General features: G+C 70.7%; 17 protein-coding genes. 11 read left to right on the top strand and 6 right to left on the bottom strand.

Annotation, left to right across the window (positions count from 1 at the left end; genetic code table 11):
- The 3 genes from C516_RS0116315 to C516_RS0116305 form a co-directional block, all read right to left on the bottom strand.
- Positions 1-424 (bottom strand): glyceraldehyde 3-phosphate dehydrogenase NAD-binding domain-containing protein (locus tag C516_RS0116315; protein WP_018719491.1); only part of this gene is annotated, 424 nt, incomplete at its 3' end.
- 60 nt (positions 425-484) lie between these two features.
- Complete coding sequence (locus C516_RS0116310; protein ID WP_018719490.1) at positions 485-1,684, bottom strand: Tm-1-like ATP-binding domain-containing protein; 1,200 nt, start codon at positions 1,682-1,684, stop codon at positions 485-487.
- A 173-nt stretch (positions 1,685-1,857) separates the two neighbouring features.
- A complete protein-coding gene (locus C516_RS0116305; RefSeq protein WP_026321248.1) occupies positions 1,858-2,724 on the bottom strand; it encodes a helix-turn-helix transcriptional regulator in 867 nt (288 codons plus the stop codon).
- 314 nt (positions 2,725-3,038) lie between these two features.
- Here C516_RS0116305 and C516_RS0116300 point away from each other — a divergent pair, with 314 nt between their 5' ends.
- The 7 genes from C516_RS0116300 to C516_RS0116270 are packed head-to-tail and all read left to right on the top strand — an operon-like array spanning position 3,039 to position 9,149.
- On the top strand, positions 3,039-4,277 hold the full coding sequence (locus tag C516_RS0116300) for an ABC transporter substrate-binding protein (protein ID WP_026321247.1): 1,239 nt from the start codon (positions 3,039-3,041) through the stop codon (positions 4,275-4,277).
- Between the two features lie 30 nt (positions 4,278-4,307).
- Complete coding sequence (locus C516_RS0116295; RefSeq protein ID WP_018719487.1) at positions 4,308-5,066, top strand: ABC transporter ATP-binding protein; 759 nt, start codon at positions 4,308-4,310, stop codon at positions 5,064-5,066.
- Complete coding sequence (locus tag C516_RS0116290) at positions 5,063-5,773, top strand: ABC transporter ATP-binding protein (protein WP_018719486.1); 711 nt, start codon at positions 5,063-5,065, stop codon at positions 5,771-5,773. Before C516_RS0116295 ends, C516_RS0116290 begins: the two co-directional genes overlap by 4 nt.
- A gap of 32 nt (positions 5,774-5,805) precedes the next feature.
- The gene (locus C516_RS0116285; RefSeq protein ID WP_018719485.1) at positions 5,806-6,714 is read left to right on the top strand and encodes a branched-chain amino acid ABC transporter permease; all 909 of its coding nucleotides are present in this window, start codon (positions 5,806-5,808) and stop codon (positions 6,712-6,714) included.
- Positions 6,715-6,718: 4 nt separating this feature from the next.
- Positions 6,719-7,810 carry a branched-chain amino acid ABC transporter permease gene (locus C516_RS19885; RefSeq protein WP_018719484.1) on the top strand — a complete coding sequence of 364 codons (1,092 nt, stop codon included), beginning with the start codon at positions 6,719-6,721 and terminating at the stop codon, positions 7,808-7,810.
- Between the two features lie 45 nt (positions 7,811-7,855).
- Positions 7,856-8,683, top strand: coding sequence for a phosphoenolpyruvate hydrolase family protein (locus tag C516_RS0116275; protein WP_018719483.1), 828 nt, complete (start codon positions 7,856-7,858; stop codon positions 8,681-8,683).
- A gap of 31 nt (positions 8,684-8,714) precedes the next feature.
- Positions 8,715-9,149, top strand: a complete 435-nt coding sequence (locus C516_RS0116270) for an SRPBCC family protein (RefSeq protein WP_040409653.1) — start codon at positions 8,715-8,717, stop codon at positions 9,147-9,149.
- 305 nt (positions 9,150-9,454) lie between these two features.
- Here the strand turns inward: C516_RS0116270 and C516_RS20655 are convergent, their stop codons facing one another.
- Genes C516_RS20655 through edd form a run of 3 tightly spaced genes read right to left on the bottom strand, consistent with a single transcriptional unit; the run spans position 9,455 to position 13,597 of the window.
- Positions 9,455-11,083, bottom strand: a complete 1,629-nt coding sequence (locus tag C516_RS20655; protein ID WP_018719481.1) for a methylglyoxal synthase — start codon at positions 11,081-11,083, stop codon at positions 9,455-9,457.
- Positions 11,080-11,748 (bottom strand): bifunctional 4-hydroxy-2-oxoglutarate aldolase/2-dehydro-3-deoxy-phosphogluconate aldolase, encoded by a 669-nt coding sequence (eda, locus tag C516_RS19875; RefSeq protein WP_211210640.1) that lies wholly within the window; start codon positions 11,746-11,748, stop codon positions 11,080-11,082. Before eda ends, C516_RS20655 begins: the two co-directional genes overlap by 4 nt.
- A gap of 1 nt (position 11,749) precedes the next feature.
- The gene (edd, locus tag C516_RS0116255) at positions 11,750-13,597 is read right to left on the bottom strand and encodes a phosphogluconate dehydratase (protein ID WP_018719479.1); all 1,848 of its coding nucleotides are present in this window, start codon (positions 13,595-13,597) and stop codon (positions 11,750-11,752) included.
- 194 nt (positions 13,598-13,791) lie between these two features.
- Here edd and zwf point away from each other — a divergent pair, with 194 nt between their 5' ends.
- Genes zwf through C516_RS0116235 form a run of 4 tightly spaced genes read left to right on the top strand, consistent with a single transcriptional unit; the run spans position 13,792 to position 17,519 of the window.
- A complete protein-coding gene (gene zwf / locus C516_RS0116250; protein ID WP_018719478.1) occupies positions 13,792-15,255 on the top strand; it encodes a glucose-6-phosphate dehydrogenase in 1,464 nt (487 codons plus the stop codon).
- Positions 15,252-15,986, top strand: a complete 735-nt coding sequence (gene pgl / locus C516_RS0116245) for a 6-phosphogluconolactonase (protein ID WP_018719477.1) — start codon at positions 15,252-15,254, stop codon at positions 15,984-15,986. Before zwf ends, pgl begins: the two co-directional genes overlap by 4 nt.
- Positions 15,983-16,900, top strand: coding sequence for an SIS domain-containing protein (locus tag C516_RS19870; protein WP_018719476.1), 918 nt, complete (start codon positions 15,983-15,985; stop codon positions 16,898-16,900). The genes pgl and C516_RS19870 overlap by 4 nt, the downstream gene beginning before the upstream one ends.
- A 34-nt stretch (positions 16,901-16,934) precedes the next feature.
- On the top strand, positions 16,935-17,519 hold the full coding sequence (locus tag C516_RS0116235; RefSeq protein ID WP_018719475.1) for a DJ-1/PfpI family protein: 585 nt from the start codon (positions 16,935-16,937) through the stop codon (positions 17,517-17,519).
- Positions 17,520-17,521 lie beyond the last annotated feature (2 nt).

The raw sequence follows: 17,521 nt of genomic DNA, 5'->3' as shown, positions 1-17,521 counted from the left end.
CGCTGTGGTTGACCCCGTAGACCACCGTGGCGTCCACGTCGCTGCCCGCCGGCGCCGAGATCACCACCTTGCGCGCGCCGGCCGCCAGGTGCGCGGACGCCTTCTCGCCGCTCGCGAACAGCCCCGTGCACTCCAGCACCACGTCCACGCCGAGCTCGCCCCAGGGCAGTTTCGCCGGGTCGCGCTCGCTGAGCATCTCGATGCGATCGCCGTTCACCTCCAGCGCCCCCTCGCTCACCGCCACCTCGCCGGGGAAGCGGCCGTGCGTGGTGTCGTGGCGCGTGAGATGGGCGTTCGTCTCCACGTCGCCAAGGTCGTTGACCGCCACCACGCGGAGCTCGTCGCTGCGCCCCGTCTCGTAGAGCGCACGCAGCACGTTACGGCCGATACGCCCGTAACCGTTGATGCCTACCTTGATCGTCATTGCTGCCTCTCGTCGCGATTGCCGTGCTACCCGGACTCCGTTCATCCGTCGGGGCACGCGTCAGCCGCCGTGCATGACCTGCTCGAAACACACAAGCAGCTCCCGCGTGAACTCCGGGTCGTTGACGTTGTACGGCGTAGAGACCAGGCGGCGCTGCGGCGCCGGACGGAAACGTTCCCGGACGGCGTCGAACAGCGCCTGGTCCGCCTCCGGGTCATGGAAGGGCTGGCCCGGGCGGTCGATTGCGCTGACACCACCCTCCGGCAGCACGAAACGCACGGGCCCCTCCATGCGGTTGAGACGGTCCGCGATCCAGTACCCCATGCGCCGGTTTTCCTCGGCGGTGGTGCGCATGAGCGTGACCTGCGCGTTGTGCTCGTAGAACAGCCGGTCGTGGTAACGCTCCGGGACCGTCTCGCGGGGACCGAAATTCACCATGTCGAGTGCGCCCACGGACCCCACGAAGGGGATGCGCGTGCGGATGGCCGCGCCGAGACGATCCTCGCCCGCAGAGAGCTCACCGCCCATCAGCAGATCGCAGACCTCGGTGAGCGTGACGTCGAGCACCGCGCCAATCGCGCCGGTGTCGACGAGCTTTTCCAGAGACTCGCCACCAACGCCGGTGGCATGAAAGACCAGTGGCTCGTAATCGGCGGAAAGGGCGTCGACCAGCCGCCCGACGCATTCGGTGGTGACGCCGAACATGCTCAGCCCCACCGCCGGGCGCTGATCGCCGGCGGACGGTACGTCCCCCAGGACCGCTCCGGCGAGTGCATTCGCCGCGTTGGCGAGCACGCGCCGGGAGACACTGTTCAGTCCGGCAAGGTCCGTGACGGCGTTCATCATCATGATGTCCGCCGGTCCGACGTAGCGGCGCACGTTCCCGGACGCGACCGTGGAGACAATGATCTTGGGCACGCCGATGGGCAGGGCCCGCATCGCCGGCGCCGCGGCGGACGTACCCCCGGATCCCCCCAGCGCGATCACGCCGGCGACATCCCCCTGCTCCGGCAGGAAGCGCTCCAGCGCCGTGGCCATGGCGGATACCGCCCTGCCCCGGTCGTCCACCAGCACGGCTGCAGCCCCTTCGGGGTGGTACGCGGCCACCTCGGCGGCCGGGATATCCACCCAGCCGGCGTCGCTACGCGTGCCGATGTCGACGACCCGTGTATCCATTCCCCAGGCGTGCAGGCATCCGGCGACGTACGACAGCTCTTCAGCCTTCGTATCGCACGTGCCGATCAGATAGGCAGTGGTCATGCTCTCCTCGCTCCCGGACCCCGGCACCGGCGGGCATCCGTGTCGTCGCTGTGCATCCTGTTATCGCGTCGATGCCCTGACGCTGCCGCAAAACGTGGCACCGCCGGAATGGTCCAGAAACGCAACCACCTGTCCGAAACGCACACGGGCGGGTCGGTGCCCGCGCCGCGCGCTCAGTCCCCCGGCGCAGCCGTGACGGCGGTCGAACGGGCGCGGAAATCCGAGGGCGACACCCCGGTCATCCGCTTGAAGGTTTTGGAGAACGCAAATGCACTGTGATAGCCCACCGAACGCGCGATCGCCTCGATGCTGAACTCGGTGGTGGCGAGCTGGTGGGCGGCGTGCTGCATGCGCAGGTGGGCGAGCTGCTGCATCGGACTTCGGCCGAACGCGGCCTGGCATATCCGCCGCAGGTGCTCGGCGCTGACGTGGGCGATCGCCGCCATGGACTCCACGGTCCAGCGCTGCTCAAGCCCGGCCTCGACACGCTCCAGGACCGCCACGATGCGCCGGTCGTTGCGCCACGGATCCGCGAACCGCGAGATGTAACGCTCGATGCTGTCGATCCAGAGCACGCACGCGGCGGGGTCGTGTTCACCCAGGAACACCTCGCTGTGCAGACCCAGGATCGCGTGCTTGAGCGGCTCCGCCCGGAACGCACCCATGACCGGCGCCATGGTGCCCACCACGGAGCGCGGCGCGGTCGGCAGATAGCGTACCCAGCAGTACTGCCAGCGGCTCCGGGGGACCGCATGAAAGGCGTGCAGGCCATGAGCGGGCGCGAACGACATCATGCCCGGACCCATGCGCCGCCAGCGGCCGTCCAGCAGCATCACCCCCTCACCGCCCAGGCAGGCATGGATATAGGCCCCGCTGAGGCGCAGCCGCACGATCCGGTAGGGCACGGCGGCATCGCCGACACCCACATGGGAGATGTGCCTGCCCGCCAGGGATGGACAGTCCTGGGCGCGGACGATCCACTGCTGTGTGTCCTCACCCACGATGTGTGTTTCGGACAGGTCGTCGTGTCTTGTAGCCATGGCCCGCCTTTCTCGTCGCGTACTAGTTTTCAAGCACGGTCACGCGCCACGAATCATAACGCCAGACCCCTGAAAGGGGTGCAAGCGTGCCCGAAGCGGGGCTGATCGCGGCCGCGGCCGGAGAGCCGCCCCCGGGGCGGAACGGCCGCCCCGCACCACCGCAGGCACCGCCTCCCGGGGGACCTGCGGCGGCACGGTGCGGCATGTGCTTATCGGTATAAACGGGGCGCAGCACGGAGGCTCAGGCCAGACGGACCGGCACCGGGCGGACCGACACAACCAGAACCGGGCGATACGCCCGACGGAGGAGAGAGATGAGAGTCACGACCAGAGTGACCGCGGCCATCGCCGGCTGCGGCATGGCCCTCGGCATGGTGAGCTCGCCGCTCATGGCACAGGACAAGGAACCCATTCGCATCGGGGTGATGGCGAGCCTCAGCGGGGCATTCGCCCAGATGGGCGCCGACGGCGTCGACGGCGTGAAGCTGGCGGTTGAGGAGTTCGGCGGCGAGATCAACGGCCGGCCGGTGAAGCTGTTCATCGAGGACAGCGCCATGGATCCCAGTGTCGCCGTCGAGAAGACCCGCGCGCTGGTGAACCGCGACGGCGCACAGGTGGTTCTCGGCCCCCTGAGCGGCGCCGCCGGCCTGGCGGTGAAGAAGGGTGCCGGCGAATTCCCGGACGCCACCATCATCGTGGCCGGCTCCGCCGCCGAGGACATCACCATGCGCGGGGTCGCGCCCAACGTGTTCCGCACGTCCTACACCGGCGCACAGCCGACCTTCCCCCTCGGTGATTACGCCTATGACCAGGGCTACCGCAAGGTGGCGATCGTGGCCGAGGACTACGCCTTTCCGTACGCGCAGGTCGGCGGCTTCATGAAGACGTTCTGCGCCCGCGGCGGCAGCGTGCCCAAGAAGATCTGGGTCCCCATCGGCACCAGCGACTACAGCTCCGCCGTCGCACAGATCCCGCCGGATGTCGACGCGCTGTTCGTCGCCCTGGGCGGTACCGACGCGGTGAACTTCATCCGCCAGATGGACGACTTCGGTCTGCTCGACCAGATGGACATCCTGGGCGGCACCGTCACCGTGGACGGCACCCAGCTGGCCTCCATCGGCCCACTGATGGAGGGCGTGGTGTCCGGATCGATCATGTCCGGTCAGCTCGAGAACGACGCCTACAAATCGCTGGACCGCAAGTTCGGCGAGCTGCGCGGGCGTCCGCCGTCCCTGTTCGTGGAGAACTACTACCGCGCCGCCAAGTGGGCGCTGCTTGCGCTGGAGGACGTCGACGGCAATGTCGAGGACCAGGAGGCACTGCGCAAGGAACTGCTGCAGACCAGCTTCCAGGCGCCGGGCTCGTTCGTCTCCTTCGACCGCTATCACAACGTGGTGCCGGACGTGTACCTCAACCGCGTGGAGAAGGTGAACGGCGAGTGGCGCAACGTGCCCATCCGGACCTATTCGCGGGTGAGCCAGTTCTGGACCTTCGATCCGGAGCAGTACCAGGCTGCGCCGGCCTATGACCGCGACACCCCGAGCTGCCCGTAAGGCAGCCGGGGCGCTCGAGGGAGGCGCACGATGGATGCGGCACTGAAGCTGACGGGCGTGAGCCGCCAGTTCGGCGGGATCACCGCGGTCAGCAACGTCCACCTCGACCTCGAGCCCGGGGAGCGCTGCGCGCTCCTCGGGCCCAACGGGGCAGGCAAGACCACACTGTTCAACCTCATCGCCGGGGACATCCCGCCGAGCTCGGGACGCATCGAGCTCTTCGGCGAGGACATCACCCGGCACCCGGTCGCAGCCCGCGTCTGGCGCGGGCTGCGGCGCACTTACCAGAAGTCCGCGCTGTTCGACAACCTGAGCGTCGCGGAGAACCTCTTTCTGGGCGCCCTCGGTCCCGGCGGACGCGGCCACCTCACGGTCGGCCGATCACTGCGCTCGGCCCGGGCGCGCTGGGCGCAGGTGGAGCACACCGCGGACATGGTCGGTCTCTCCGGGCATCTCACGACCACCGCGGCGGCGCTGTCCCACGGCGAGCGCCGACAGCTCGAGATCGGCCTGGCACTGGGCGAGGACGCGCGGATGATCCTCCTGGATGAGCCCGCCGCCGGCCTTTCGCCCGAGGAACGCGCGACCCTGACGGGACTGCTCTCCGGGCTCTCCCGGGACTGTTCGCTGGTGATGATCGAGCACGACATGGACATGGCCCTGGCCCTGACCGAGCGCGTGGTGGTGCTCAGCGACGGGGCGCTGGTCGCCGAGGGCACCCCGGAGCAGATCGTGGACGACCCGCTCGTCCGCGAGGTCTATCTCGGCGGGGGAGGCGAAGCGGCATGAGCGCGTTGCTCTCCATCGACGATCTGCACGTCTATTACGCCTCGGCCCACGTCCTCCAGGGCGTGAGCTTCGAGCACGACGGCGGCGTCCTCTGCCTGCTCGGGCGCAACGGCATGGGCAAGACCACCCTGGCCCGCTCGATCATGGGCCTGGTCCCGGTCAGTGACGGCGAGGTCCGGGTACGGGGCGACGCGGTGACCAATCACGCGCCCCACAGGGTGGCCGCGCGGGGCGTGGGCTACGTCCCCCAGGGCCGGGACATCTACCCCTCGCTCACCGTCGACGAGCACCTGCGCATGCTGGCGGGTCGTACCGAGGGGGAATGGACCATGCCCCGGGTCTACGAGCTCTTTCCCCGCCTGGAGGAACGCCGCACGGTCCATGCCGGCCACCTGTCCGGCGGTGAGCAGCAGATGCTGGCCATCGCACGGGCACTGATGACCAACCCGTCGCTGATGATCATGGACGAGCCCTCCGAGGGGCTGGCCCCGGTGATCGTGGAGCCGCTGATCGAGAAGCTGCGCACCCTGGCGGCCTCGGGCATGGCGATCCTGCTGATCGAGCAGAACCTGCGCATGGCGACGGCGGTAGCCGACGAGCTGCTGATCATGGTCTCCGGCCGCCTGGAGGCGCGTATCCCGCCCCGGGAGCTCGAGGCGGACAGCGCGCTCCAGCAGCAGCTGCTCGGCGTCACGATGAACGACTGACCGCCGCCCGTGCGGCAGCGGAGGAAACACCAATGCCAAGCTATTTCCAGTTCGTTCTGACCCTGATGAACGGGCTTACCTACGGCGCGCTGCTGTTCGCCATCGCGAGCGGCTTCACCCTGGTCTTCGGGCTCATGCGCGTCCTCAACCTGAGCCACGGCGCCATCTACCTGCTCGGCGCCTACGTGGGCTACACCGTCTCCCGGACGGTCACGGACTGGGTCACCGCCTGGCTGCCCGCCCTCGGCGGTGTCGGCTGGGTAGCCGGGGTCTGCGGCGCCGGGCTCGCCGGTGCGCTGATCGCCCTGGTGCTCCAGCGCCTGATCCGGGGCGTCGACGGCGAGCTGCCGCAGACCCTGCTCACCCTGGGGCTCGCGATCACCATCGGCGACCTGTGCCTGTGGATCTGGGGCGGCCTGCCCCTGACCCTGGAGCCGCCGGAGGCGGTGAGCCAGGCGGTTCGCATCGCCGGCATCCCCTACCCGGGCTATCGCGTGTTCGTGATCGCGTTTGCGCTGTTCATCGGCGTCGCGCTCTACCTGCTGCTGTTCCGCTCCCAGCTCGGCCGGATCATCCGCGCGGGGGTCGACAACCGCGAGATGGTCGCCGCAACGGGCGTCGACATCGACCGTCTGTTCCTCAAGGTGTTCATGCTCGGCGGCGCGCTCACCGGGGTGAGCGGCGCCATCGGCGGCTCCTACCTCGCGTTTCAGCCCGGCACCGATTTCGAGATCCTCACCATCGCGCTGTTCGTGGTGGTGATCGGCGGCCTCGGCAGCCTCCTCGGCTCCGCGGTGGGTGCGGTGATCGTCGGGCTGATCGACAGCTTCGGGCGCGCCTACTTCAGCGAGCTGTCCATGTTCCTGTTGAGCGGAACGGTGATCCTGGTGCTGGCATTCCGCACCCAGGGCCTGTTCGGGCGCTCCGTCGAGAGGGGATAGGCCCATGCATACCGAGATCCGGACGTCCCTCAATGAGCGGCTGGCGGACACCGCCCGGCGCGGCAACCGCCGCGACGTGACGACCGCGGCCGTGCTGATGGCCCTGGCGGTGCTCTACCCGCTACTCGGGACCACGTTCCAGCTCCAGCTGCTCACCAGCGGGCTGATCACGGGCATGGTCGCGATGAGCTTCAGCCTCCTCGCGGGCTTCGGCGGCATGGTCTCGCTGGCGCAGATGGCCTTCTACGGCATGGCCGCCTACGTGGTCGGCATCGGCGGCCACGACATGGGCCTGCCGGCCCTGCTCACGGTGCCGCTGGCAGTACTCTCCGCCGCGGTGCTGGCCGGCCTGTTCGGGCTGATCGCCGTGCGCTCCTCGGGGATCTACTTCCTGATCATGACCCTGGCGCTGCTGCAGATGTTCTTCGGCGTGGCGATGCAGTGGCAGTCCGTGACCGGCGGCTACAACGGCGTCGCCGGCATACAGGCCCCCGAGGTGGCCGGCTTCTCGCTGGGTGACGCGGCCCCGCTGTACCTGGTGACCGTGATCGTGGCCGCGGCGAGCTACCTGGGCCTGCGCTGGCTGCTGCGCACCCCCTTCGGCCTGACCCTCCAGGGTATACGCGACCGCCCCGAGCGCATGCGGGCCCTCGGCTTCCGCGTCCAGCTGCACCGCTGGCTGCTGATGGTGCTCTCGGGCGTCATCGCCGGCCTCGCCGGGGTGCTGGGCGTCTACTACCACGGTGTGGTGAGCCCGGACGTCGCCGGCCTGACGGCGTCGCTGATCGTGGTCCTGTCCGCGCTCGTCGGCGGGGTATCCAGCCTGGTCGGCGGGCTGATCGGGGGCATCCTCGTCACCGTGCTGATCAGTGTCGTCAGCTACCTCATGCAGCAGTGGTTCGGCACCAGCCATTACTGGACGGTGGTGGGCCTGATCTTCGTCGTCGTCGTCAAGAACTTCCCGAACGGGATCTTCGGCGTCGACGCCCGCACCCGCCGGGTCCTCGAGCGCGTGCTCACGCGCTGGACCGGGGCGGGGTCCGGCGACGGCGCGCGCGCCCCTGCCGGTAACGGAACGTCGCCGCAGACCCGGTAACCCGGGTCCGGCACGGCAATCGACACGCAAGCAAAGGAACCGACAATGGCAAGAGTCGAGCGCAAGGTCCTCGTCGAGCGATTCCAGGAAATGGCGCGGCGCGGCCAACCCATCATCGGCGGCGGCGCCGGTACCGGGATCTCCGCCAAGTGCGAAGAGGCCGGGGCCATCGACCTGATCGTCGTCTACAACTCCGGGCGCTACCGCATGGCGGGCCGGGCCTCCTCGGCGGGGCTGCTGGCCTACGGCAACGCCAACGAGATCGTCCAGGACATGGCCGGCGAGATCCTGCCGGTGGTCAAGCACACACCGGTGCTGGCGGGCGTTAATGGCACCGATCCGTTCGTGATCATGCCCAAGCTGCTGCGCGAGCTGAAGGAGCTCGGCTACTCCGGCGTCCAGAATTTCCCGACGGTGGGCATCATCGACGGGACGTTCCGGGTTTCGCTGGAGGAGACCGGCATCAACTTCTCCACGGAAGTGGACATGATCCGCCAGGCCCATGAGCTGGACCTGCTGACCACGCCGTACGTGTTCTCCGCCGACGAGGCGGTCGAGATGGCACGCGCCGGCGCCGACATGATCGTGCCGCACATGGGCGTGACCACCGGCGGCAGCATCGGTGCACAGTCCTCGCGGACGCTCGACGAGTGCGTGGCACTGATCGACGAATGGGCCGAGGCGGCCAAGCGCGTGCGCCCGGACGTGCTCGTTATCTGCCACGGCGGACCGATCGCCAACCCCGACGACGCGAGCTACGTGCTGCGCAACAGCGAGCACTGCCAGGGCTTCTACGGCGCGAGCAGCATGGAGCGTCTGCCCACGGAGATCGCGCTGACCGACCAGATCCGGCGCTTCAAGGACATCGCCTGACCCCGCAGGATCACCGAGGAGGAGAGAGACGATGGCAAGGGTTTACGTAACCATGGTGCTCGACGCGGACATCGAACAGGCCTGGGGGGTGCTCCGGGACTTCAACGGCCTGCCGGACTACCATCCGATGTTCGCGGAAAGCCATATCGAGGACGGCCGCCCCGCGGATCAGGTCGGGTGTGTGCGCAACTTCGTCGACCACGAGGGCGGGCGCATCCGCGAGGAGCTCCTCGCCCTCTCGGACCGGGAATACCTGTGCGCCTACCGGATCCTCGAGGCGGGCATGCCCGTGCGCAACTACGTCTCGCAGATGCGCCTCTGGCCGGTAACGGAATCCGGTCGGACCTTCGGCGAATGGTGGGCCGAGTTCGACGTCGACCCGGCCGATGAGGCGGCGACCGTGGAGCGGGTGACGGAGACCTTCCGCCAGGCGTTCCAGAGTGTCTCGGCGCGGTTCTCCGGCTAGCCGCGCAGCCCCCTCAAACCCGAGACATGCAAGGTCGGCTGCACCCGGCAGCCGACATCGTCGCCGACGGACGCCCGGGGGGCGCCGTGCGCCACGCCGCCGGGACCGGTCCGGAATGTCCCACGCCTGCGGCGCACGACCTGCCCGAACTTCCATCCGCCACCCCGGACCGGGAACAACGTACAAGGTTGTACACCCGGGCGTCCTGACAGACACGTCCGGCTCGCACCTCCAGTCTTCGGGCAGGCCCCGGGTGAACAACCTACTGGCAGGCCACAGCCAGGCGTGCGGGACCCGGCGCCGCCCTAACCCGGCGTCTTCCCCGTCAGCGCGGCGCGTGCGTCCCGCGCCATCGAGATCACCGTGGTGAGCCCGCCGCCGCTGACGTGACCGTCGAGCCGCAGGTGCGCGCCGGGTGGCACCACGAGCACGTCGTCACCCATCGATTGGCGTCGACCCGCGGATACCGCCCCGGCATTCCCCGGCGGGTCCGACAGCGTCGTGATCCTCACGTCGACGCCGTCCGCCGTGGCCGCCGGCCGCGCGAGCGTCGCGGACAGCGCGGCGGCGAGGTGACCGGCATTGCGCACCGCATCCGCGCCCCCGCCTTCCGGAACGACCTCGACGTTGGCCATGCGGCGATAGCCGCGCCGCACCAGCGGCATGGCGAAACCGCCACGGGCATCGTCCACGGCCTGAAGCCGCTCCGCAAGCGAGGCGATGACGTCCAGGAGATCCCCGATCAGGCCACCACCGCCCACGCCGACACGCAGCCGCCCGGCGGTGGCGGCGGTGCCGCGGGCACGCTCGGAGACCAGGGCACGGATGTACCAGGCGGCGGCGTCCAGCAGCGCGGTGCGCGCATCGCCGCCTTCGTCCGTCGGCGCCACGGGCACGAGCTCCACGCCCCAGCGCCGGCGGCAGGCGTCGATCAGGGTCATCCAGCCGTCCCGGCCGGCGGCCTCGCAGCGCTGGTGGCGTGCGGCCCACTCGCGGGCGGTCGCCGGATCGTGTAGACAGAGCACCTCGTTGCCGGGGATGCGCGTGGCCCGCTCCATGAGCTGGATATCCGCCTCGTGCTCCCGGGAGACGTGGGGGTCCTCGAAGAACACCACCGCCTGACAGCGCCGCTGGCGCACGAGCTCGGCGATCTGCACGTCGCCGCCGCGGGGGCCGCTGGCCATCCCCGTGACCCAGTCACCGGCGGCGGAGAGCCCGCGCAGGCGCCCGGCCAGATTCCGGACCTCCGGTGCCGGCTCCCCCAGGCGCTCCGGGAGGCGGCCGTTGAGCAGCGCACCGGTGGTCCCCGTGCCGAGCCGCGTGCCGAACCGGGAGAGGAACCCCCGGTGCTCGTCGGCAAAGGCCAGCATCTCCGCCTTGAGGGTGTCATGGGCGATCAGGGCAACCGCGTCGTTCGCCGGATCCCAGCGCATGCCCAGGGCGTCGGCCTCGTCGCCATCGATGTGGCTGGCCGCGGCACTGCGCCCGTCCCGGGCGAGCCAGTCGATACCGAACCACGCCACCGCGGCGGCCTCGGAGGCAAGGAACGGCGTGCGCGTGACCACGCACTCGCGCTTCAGCGCCAGGCTGTCCGGGAACAGCGAGGTGGCGTCCCGCGGGTCCGAGAAATACACCACAGCATCGAGCCGGCGCCCGTCGGGCAGCCCGGAGACGACCCGGTCGCTCAGCGCCACCAGTCCGCCCTCGCCCCCTGGCGGAACCCGCACCACCGGCTCGTAGTCGTGCAGCAGGCCGCACCGCAACAGCGAGCGGTACGTACCCTCGAGCAGATGGAGCTCCGGGCGCAGGACCTCGCGGAAGTACGGCTCGAACCGCCGGATGAAGCGCGCCGCGGGGCTGTCGGGGCCAAGCCGGAGGCTACGGCTGGCGAGGACGGCGACCGCCGGGCGTGCCCCGCCCGCACCTCCGCTCATGCGCGCCTCCGGTCCGGCACGGCGGGGCCCGGCGGCGGCGTGCGCCCGCCGAGCGCCGCGGCCGCCCGCGCCCGCTCCGTGATCCCGGCCCAGTCCCCGGCCGCCACGCTGGCCGGCGGCGCGAGCCAGCTCCCGCCCACGCACACGACATTGTCGAGGGCGAGATAGTCCGGCGCGGAGGCGGGGTCGATCCCGCCCGTGGGGCAGAAACGCACGTCGGCGAAGGGGCCCGCGAGTGCGCGTAGCATGGCGACGCCGCCCGCCACCCCGGCGGGGAAGAACTTCAGGTGGGTGAAGCCCGCCTCGAGCGCACCCTGCACCTCCGAGGGCGTGGCCACACCGGGCATGAACGGCACGCCGTTATGACGCGCCGCGGTGAGCAGCGACGGCGTCGCCCCGGGGCTGACGGCGAACGCCGCGCCGGCATCGACGGCGCCCTGCAGGTCCGCACCGGTCAGCACCGTACCCGCCCCGACCACGGCACCGGGCAGCCCGGCCGCGGCACGGATCGCCGCGGGTGCCGCCGGCGTGCGCAGGGTGATCTCCACCACCGGCAGCCCCCCCGCCACCAGGGCGCGTACCGTCTCCACCGCCGAGTCGACGCCGTCGACGGCAAGCACCGGGATCACGTTCACCCGGGAGACAATCCCCTCCATTCCCGTCATCTCAGCCACCCCCGTGCTGCGCCGTGCCGTCGAGACCGAACACCCGCGCGCCGGCCTCCGCCGGCGTGGCGTTGGCACGGAAGAGCTGGAAGAGCTCGCGGCCCATACCCCGGCCGCCCGCGTCCGGCGCGACCGCCGGCGCCCGCGCCGCCCACTCGTCGGCATCGACCAGGGCCTCCAGGGTCCCGGCGCCGGCGTCGAGGCGGATGCGGTCGCCGTCGCGCACCCGCGCGAGCGCACCACCGGCCGTGGATTCCGGGGTGAGGTGGATCGCCGCCGGCACCCGGCCGGAGGCACCGGACATGCGCCCGTCGGTCACCAGCGCCACGCGGTAGCCGCGGTCCTGGAGGACGCCGAGCTGTGGCGTGAGCTTGTGCAGCTCCGGCATGCCGTTGGCGCCGGGACCCTGGAAGCGCACCACCGCCACCATGTCCTCATTGAGCTCGTCGCGGGAGAACGCCTCCAGCAGCGCCTCCTGGCTCTCGAACACCCGCGCCGGCGCCTCCACGCACCAGCGCTCCCGCTCCACCGCGGAGACCTTGATCACCGCGCGGCCGAGATTGCCCGTGAGCAGTCGCAGCCCGCCTTCCCTGTCGAACGGCGCGTCACAGCCGCGCAGCACCGAGGAATCCAGGCTCTCCGCCGCGGGCTCCCGCCAGGCGACGCCGCCCTCGGCCAGGTACGGCTCCCGGCGGTAGTGGCTCAGCCCCTCGGAGCCGGCCACGGTCATGACGTCCGGAAACAGCAGCCCGGCGTCCAGGAGCTGGTCGATGAGGTAGGCCATGCCGCCGGCGGCGTGGAAGTGATTCACGTCCGCCTTGCCGCTGGGGTAGATCCGCGCGAGCAGCGGCACCACCCGGGAGAGCTCTGCGAAGTCATCCCAGGTGAGCTCGATGCCCGCAGCGCGGGCGATGGCCGGCAGGTGGATGGTGTGATTGGTGGAGCCGCCGGTGGCGAGCAGACCGACCACCGCGTTGACGATGGCCTCCTCGCAGACCACCCGCCCGACCGGTGTGTATTCCTCGCCCCCGTGACGCAGCTCGACCACGCGACGGGTGGCGGCGATGGTAAGCGCGTCGCGCAGCGGCGTGCCCGGGTTCACGAACGCGGCACCGGGCAGGTGCAGCCCCATGACCTCCATGAGCAGCTGGTTGCTGTTCGCCGTGCCGTAGAAGGTGCAGGTGCCCGGGGCGTGATAGGACTGCGACTCCGCCTCGAGCAGCGCCGCGCGGTCCACCCGGCCCTCGGCGTAGAGCTGGCGGATGCGGGACTTCTCGGCGTTCGGCAGTCCCGACGGCATCGGCCCGGCGGGGACGAACACGAAAGGCAGGTGACCGAAGTGAAGCGCCCCGATCAGCAGTCCGGGCACGATCTTGTCGCACACCCCTAGGCAGAGCCCCGCATCGAAGGCGTTGTGAGACAGCGCGATCGCCGTGGCCATGGCGATGGTATCGCGACTGAACAGCGACAGCTCCATGCCGGGCTGGCCCTGGGTGATGCCGTCGCACATCGCCGGCACGCCGCCGGCGAACTGCGCGGTTGCGCCGGCGTCCCGCGCCGCCTGCCGTATCAGCGGCGGGAAGTCCCCCAGCGGCTGGTGGGCGCTCAGCATGTCGTTGTAGGCCGAGACAATGGCGACGTTCGGCCGCTGCAGACCGCGCAGCGCCGCCTTGTCGGAGTCGCCGGCAGCAGCGAAGGCGTGGGCGAGATTCGTGCACGACAGGCCCGCGCGGACGGGCCCCTCGCGGCCCGCCGCATCGATGCCGGCCAGGTAGTCGCGGCGGCGTTCACGGCTGCGCTCGCGGATGCGCTCGCACACCTCGGCGAGCACGGGATGGATGTCTGTCATGGACGGGCTCCGGGGAACGGTCATGGTTATGTAAGAAAACTACAACAACGGTAGCCCCTCTACCTTCCAGCGTCAAAAAAGGCGCCCGATACCGCGTGACCGACCAGAGAGTGCTTGGATTGTCGCGTCATTTATGTAATTTTACTACACACCATCTCGGACGATCCCGACCATCCCGACGGAGGGGACGCACCTTGGCCACTGTCGAGCCATTCGACCTGATCATCTTCGGGGGTACCGGCGACCTCGCGATGCGCAAGCTCGTCCCGGCGCTCTACCAGCGCCACCGCGACGGCGACCTCCCGGACAACGGCCGCGTTCTCGCGCTCTCCCGCACCGCCCTCGACCGCGACGGCTTCCTCCAGCAGGCGGAGGCCCAGTGCCGCGAGTTCGTGCCCGCGGAGGAGTTCGACGTGCACCAGTGGCGGCGTTTCACCGAGCTGCTCGACTTCCGTCAGGTCGATGCCGGCAGCCCGGGAGACTACGTCACCCTTGCGGAATGGCTCGCGCCGCACCCCGGGCGCACCCGCGTGTTCTACCTCGCGACCAGTCCGGCGCTGTTCGTCGACATCTGCGACAACCTCGCCGCCAGGGACCTGGTCACACCGGCCTCGCGGGTGGTACTGGAGAAGCCCCTGGGGCACGACCTCGCCTCCGCCACGGCGATCTCCGAGCGCATCGGCGCGATCTTCTCCGAATCCCAGATCTACCGCATCGACCACTACCTGGGGAAGGAGACGGTTCAGAACCTGATGGCCCTGCGCTTCGGCAACATGCTCTTCGAGCCGCTGTGGCGGCGGGAGTGGATCAGCGACGTGCAGATCACCGTCGCCGAGGACGGCGGCGTCGCGGGCCGCGGCGCCTTCTACGACCGCACCGGCGCGCTGCGGGACATGGTCCAGAACCACCTGCTGCAGCTGCTGTGCATTGTCGCCATGGAGCCGCCGGTCAGCCTCGAGGCGGACGCCGTGCGCGACGAAAAGCTCAAGGTCCTGCGCGCGCTGGAGCCGTTGCAGGGCACGGACGCCCTGCGCAACACCGTGCGCGGGCAATACCGCGCCGGCGCCGTCGACGGCCAGCCCGTGCCCGGCTACCGCGAGGAGTCCGGCATCCCCGCCACCAGCACCACGGAGACCTTTGTCGCAGTGCGGGCGGGGCTGGCGAGCTGGCGCTGGTCCGGAGTGCCGTTCCACCTGCGCACGGGCAAGCGCCTGCAGCAGCGCCTCGCGGAGATCGTGGTGAACTTCCGCGGCGTACCCCACAACCTGTTCGAGGGCATGGGCGCCGGCCCCCAGCCCAACCGCCTGGTGATCCGGCTCCAGCCCGACGAGGGCGTGCGCCTCTACCTCATGGCCAAGTCCCGGGGCAACCGCATGCGGCTGCGCCCGGTGTACCTGGACCTCGATTTCGCCGAGGCGTTCAAGGCGCGCCAGCCCGACGCCTACGAGCGGCTGCTGATGGACGTCCTCCGCGGCTCGCTGACCCTGTTCATGCGCCGTGACGAGCTCGCCGCCGCCTGGGAATGGGTCGACCCGATCCTGGACGCCTGGCGGGAGACAGAGGACGAGCCCAAACCTTACACCGCCGGCACCTGGGGCCCCGCCGCCTCCAGCGCCCTGCTGGGACGCAACGGCTCGGCCTGGCGGGAGGAGTCATGAGCATGCCTTCCCGCGTCGCCCCCTCGCCCGACGTCCGCATCGTCGAGCACGCCGACCCCGACGCCCTCGCCGTCGCGCTGGCGGAGAGCGTCGCTGCGAGCCTCACCGAGGCCGTGGCCGCCCGCGGCGTCGCCACACTGGTGGTGCCCGGCGGGCGCACGCCGGTCGCCCTGTTCCGGGCGCTGTCCCGCATCGAGCTGCCCTGGTCGTCGGTGATGGTCACGCTCACCGACGAGCGCCGGGTGCCGGCGGACGATCCCCAAAGCAACGCGCACCTGGTGCACACGCACCTGCTCACCGGCGCGGCCCGGGCGGCGCGTTTCGTGCCCCTGGCGGGCGACCCGGGCGGCGACGCCGCGCAGGCGACACGCTCGTGCTGCAAGCGCCTCGCCGGCCTGCCCCGACCATACGACGTCGTGATCCTGGGCATGGGCGGGGATGGCCATACCGCGTCGCTCTTCCCCGGACGGATCCCCGGCGGGCCGGACGCCGACTGCGCCGCGGTGACCGCCCCGGTCGCCCCCGAGGGCCGGCTCTCCCAGTCCGCGGCACGGCTCGCCGCCACCCGCCGCCTGATCGTGTGCTTCACCGGCCACGACAAGCGCGCGGTCTTCGACCGGGCCCTGGCCGATGCCGGCACCACGAAGCCGCTGCCCATCGCCGCCGTCGCCCGGCAGGCCGACTGCCCGGTGGAGCTCTACTGGGCGGACACGCCGGGAGGACCCGCATGAGCACGCCGCACCCGGACGAGATCGCCGCCACCGGGGCCCGTTCCGTGATCGCCGGGATCCGCGCCGCCCTGCCGGGCCTGCGCCGCTCCGAGCGTAAGGTCGCGGAATGCGTGCTCGCCGACCCCGGCGCGGTGCCCGAGGCGCCAATCGCGGCACTCGCGGCCCGGGCCGGCGTGAGCGAGCCCACGGTCGTGCGTTTCTGCCGGGCGCTGGGCCACAGCGGGTTCCAGCAGTTCCGTCTGGCCCTGGCCCGCGACGCCGCCGGCGGCGACGCCTGCATGATCAGCGGTATCGAGCGGGACGACGATATCGCATCCCTGACCGCGAAGGTCATGGACCGCTCCGTGGCGACCCTGCTGCAGGCACGCCGCAGCCTCGACACCGCACGCATCGAGGCCGCCGTGGCCCTGCTCGCCGGCGCGAGCCGCATCGAGCTCTACGGCCAGGGCGCCTCCGGCGTCGTCGCCGCGGACGCGCAGCACAAGCTCTTCCGCCTCGGTATCCCGGTGGTGGCCTATACCGACCCCCACGTCCACGGCATGGCCGCGGCCATCGTCCCGGCGGACGCGGTGGTCGTGGCGATATCGCACACCGGACGCAGTCGTGACATCGTGGAGAGCGTGGCCCGGGCACGGGGCAACGGCGCCGCGGTGATCGGCGTCACCGCCGCGGATTCGCCGCTGGCGGCGCAATGCAGCGTCGTTCTCGGGGCGGAGGCCGACGAGGACACCGATCTCTACACCCCGATGATGTCGCGGCTGGTCCACCTCGCCATCCTCGACGTCCTCGCCGCCGGACTTGCCGTCGCCGGCGGCGACGAGGCGCTGGAACGGCTGCGTCGCACCAAGCGCAGTCTGACGGCGGCACGGGGCGGCAGCGACCGCGACACGGCCGCCGCCGATACCGGACAGTGATCCCATAACCTCTGGCAGCAAGGGAGAGACCGTCATGAGCGGACGCAGGATCCTGATGATCGTCGGCGACTTCGGCGAGGACTACGAGATCATGGTGCCCTTCCAGGCACTCCAGGCCGTGGGACACACGGTCGACGCCGTGTGTCCGGGCAAGCGCGCCGGCGAGAGCGTGCGCACGGCGATCCACGACTTCGAGGGCGACCAGACCTACTCCGAGAAACCCGGCCACAACTTCGCGCTCAACACCGATTTCGACGCCGTCGACCCGGCGGACTACGACGCCCTGTGCCTGCCCGGCGGACGGGCGCCGGAGTACCTGCGCCTCGACGAGCGGGTCCTCGCCGCGGTGCGCCACTTCGACGAGACGGGCAAGCCCATCGCCGCGATCTGCCATGCCGCGCAGATCCTGGCGGCGGCCGGTGTCGGCCGCGGCCGGCGGATCTCCGCCTATCCCGCCTGCGCGCCGGAAGTGCGCCTCGGCGGCGGCGAGTACGCGGAGATCGAGGTCACGGACGCGGTGACCGACGGCCACCTCGTGACCGCCCCGGCCTGGCCGGCCCACCCGGCCTGGATCGCGCAGTTCCTCGCCGTGCTGGGCACCCGCATCAGCCACGAGTAACT

This window comes from Arhodomonas aquaeolei DSM 8974 (assembly GCF_000374645.1).
GTDB classification, from domain to species: Bacteria; Pseudomonadota; Gammaproteobacteria; order Nitrococcales; family Nitrococcaceae; genus Arhodomonas; species Arhodomonas aquaeolei.
The sequence above is the reverse complement of the archived record's forward strand: the minus strand, read 5'-3'. Positions and strand labels throughout refer to the sequence as shown.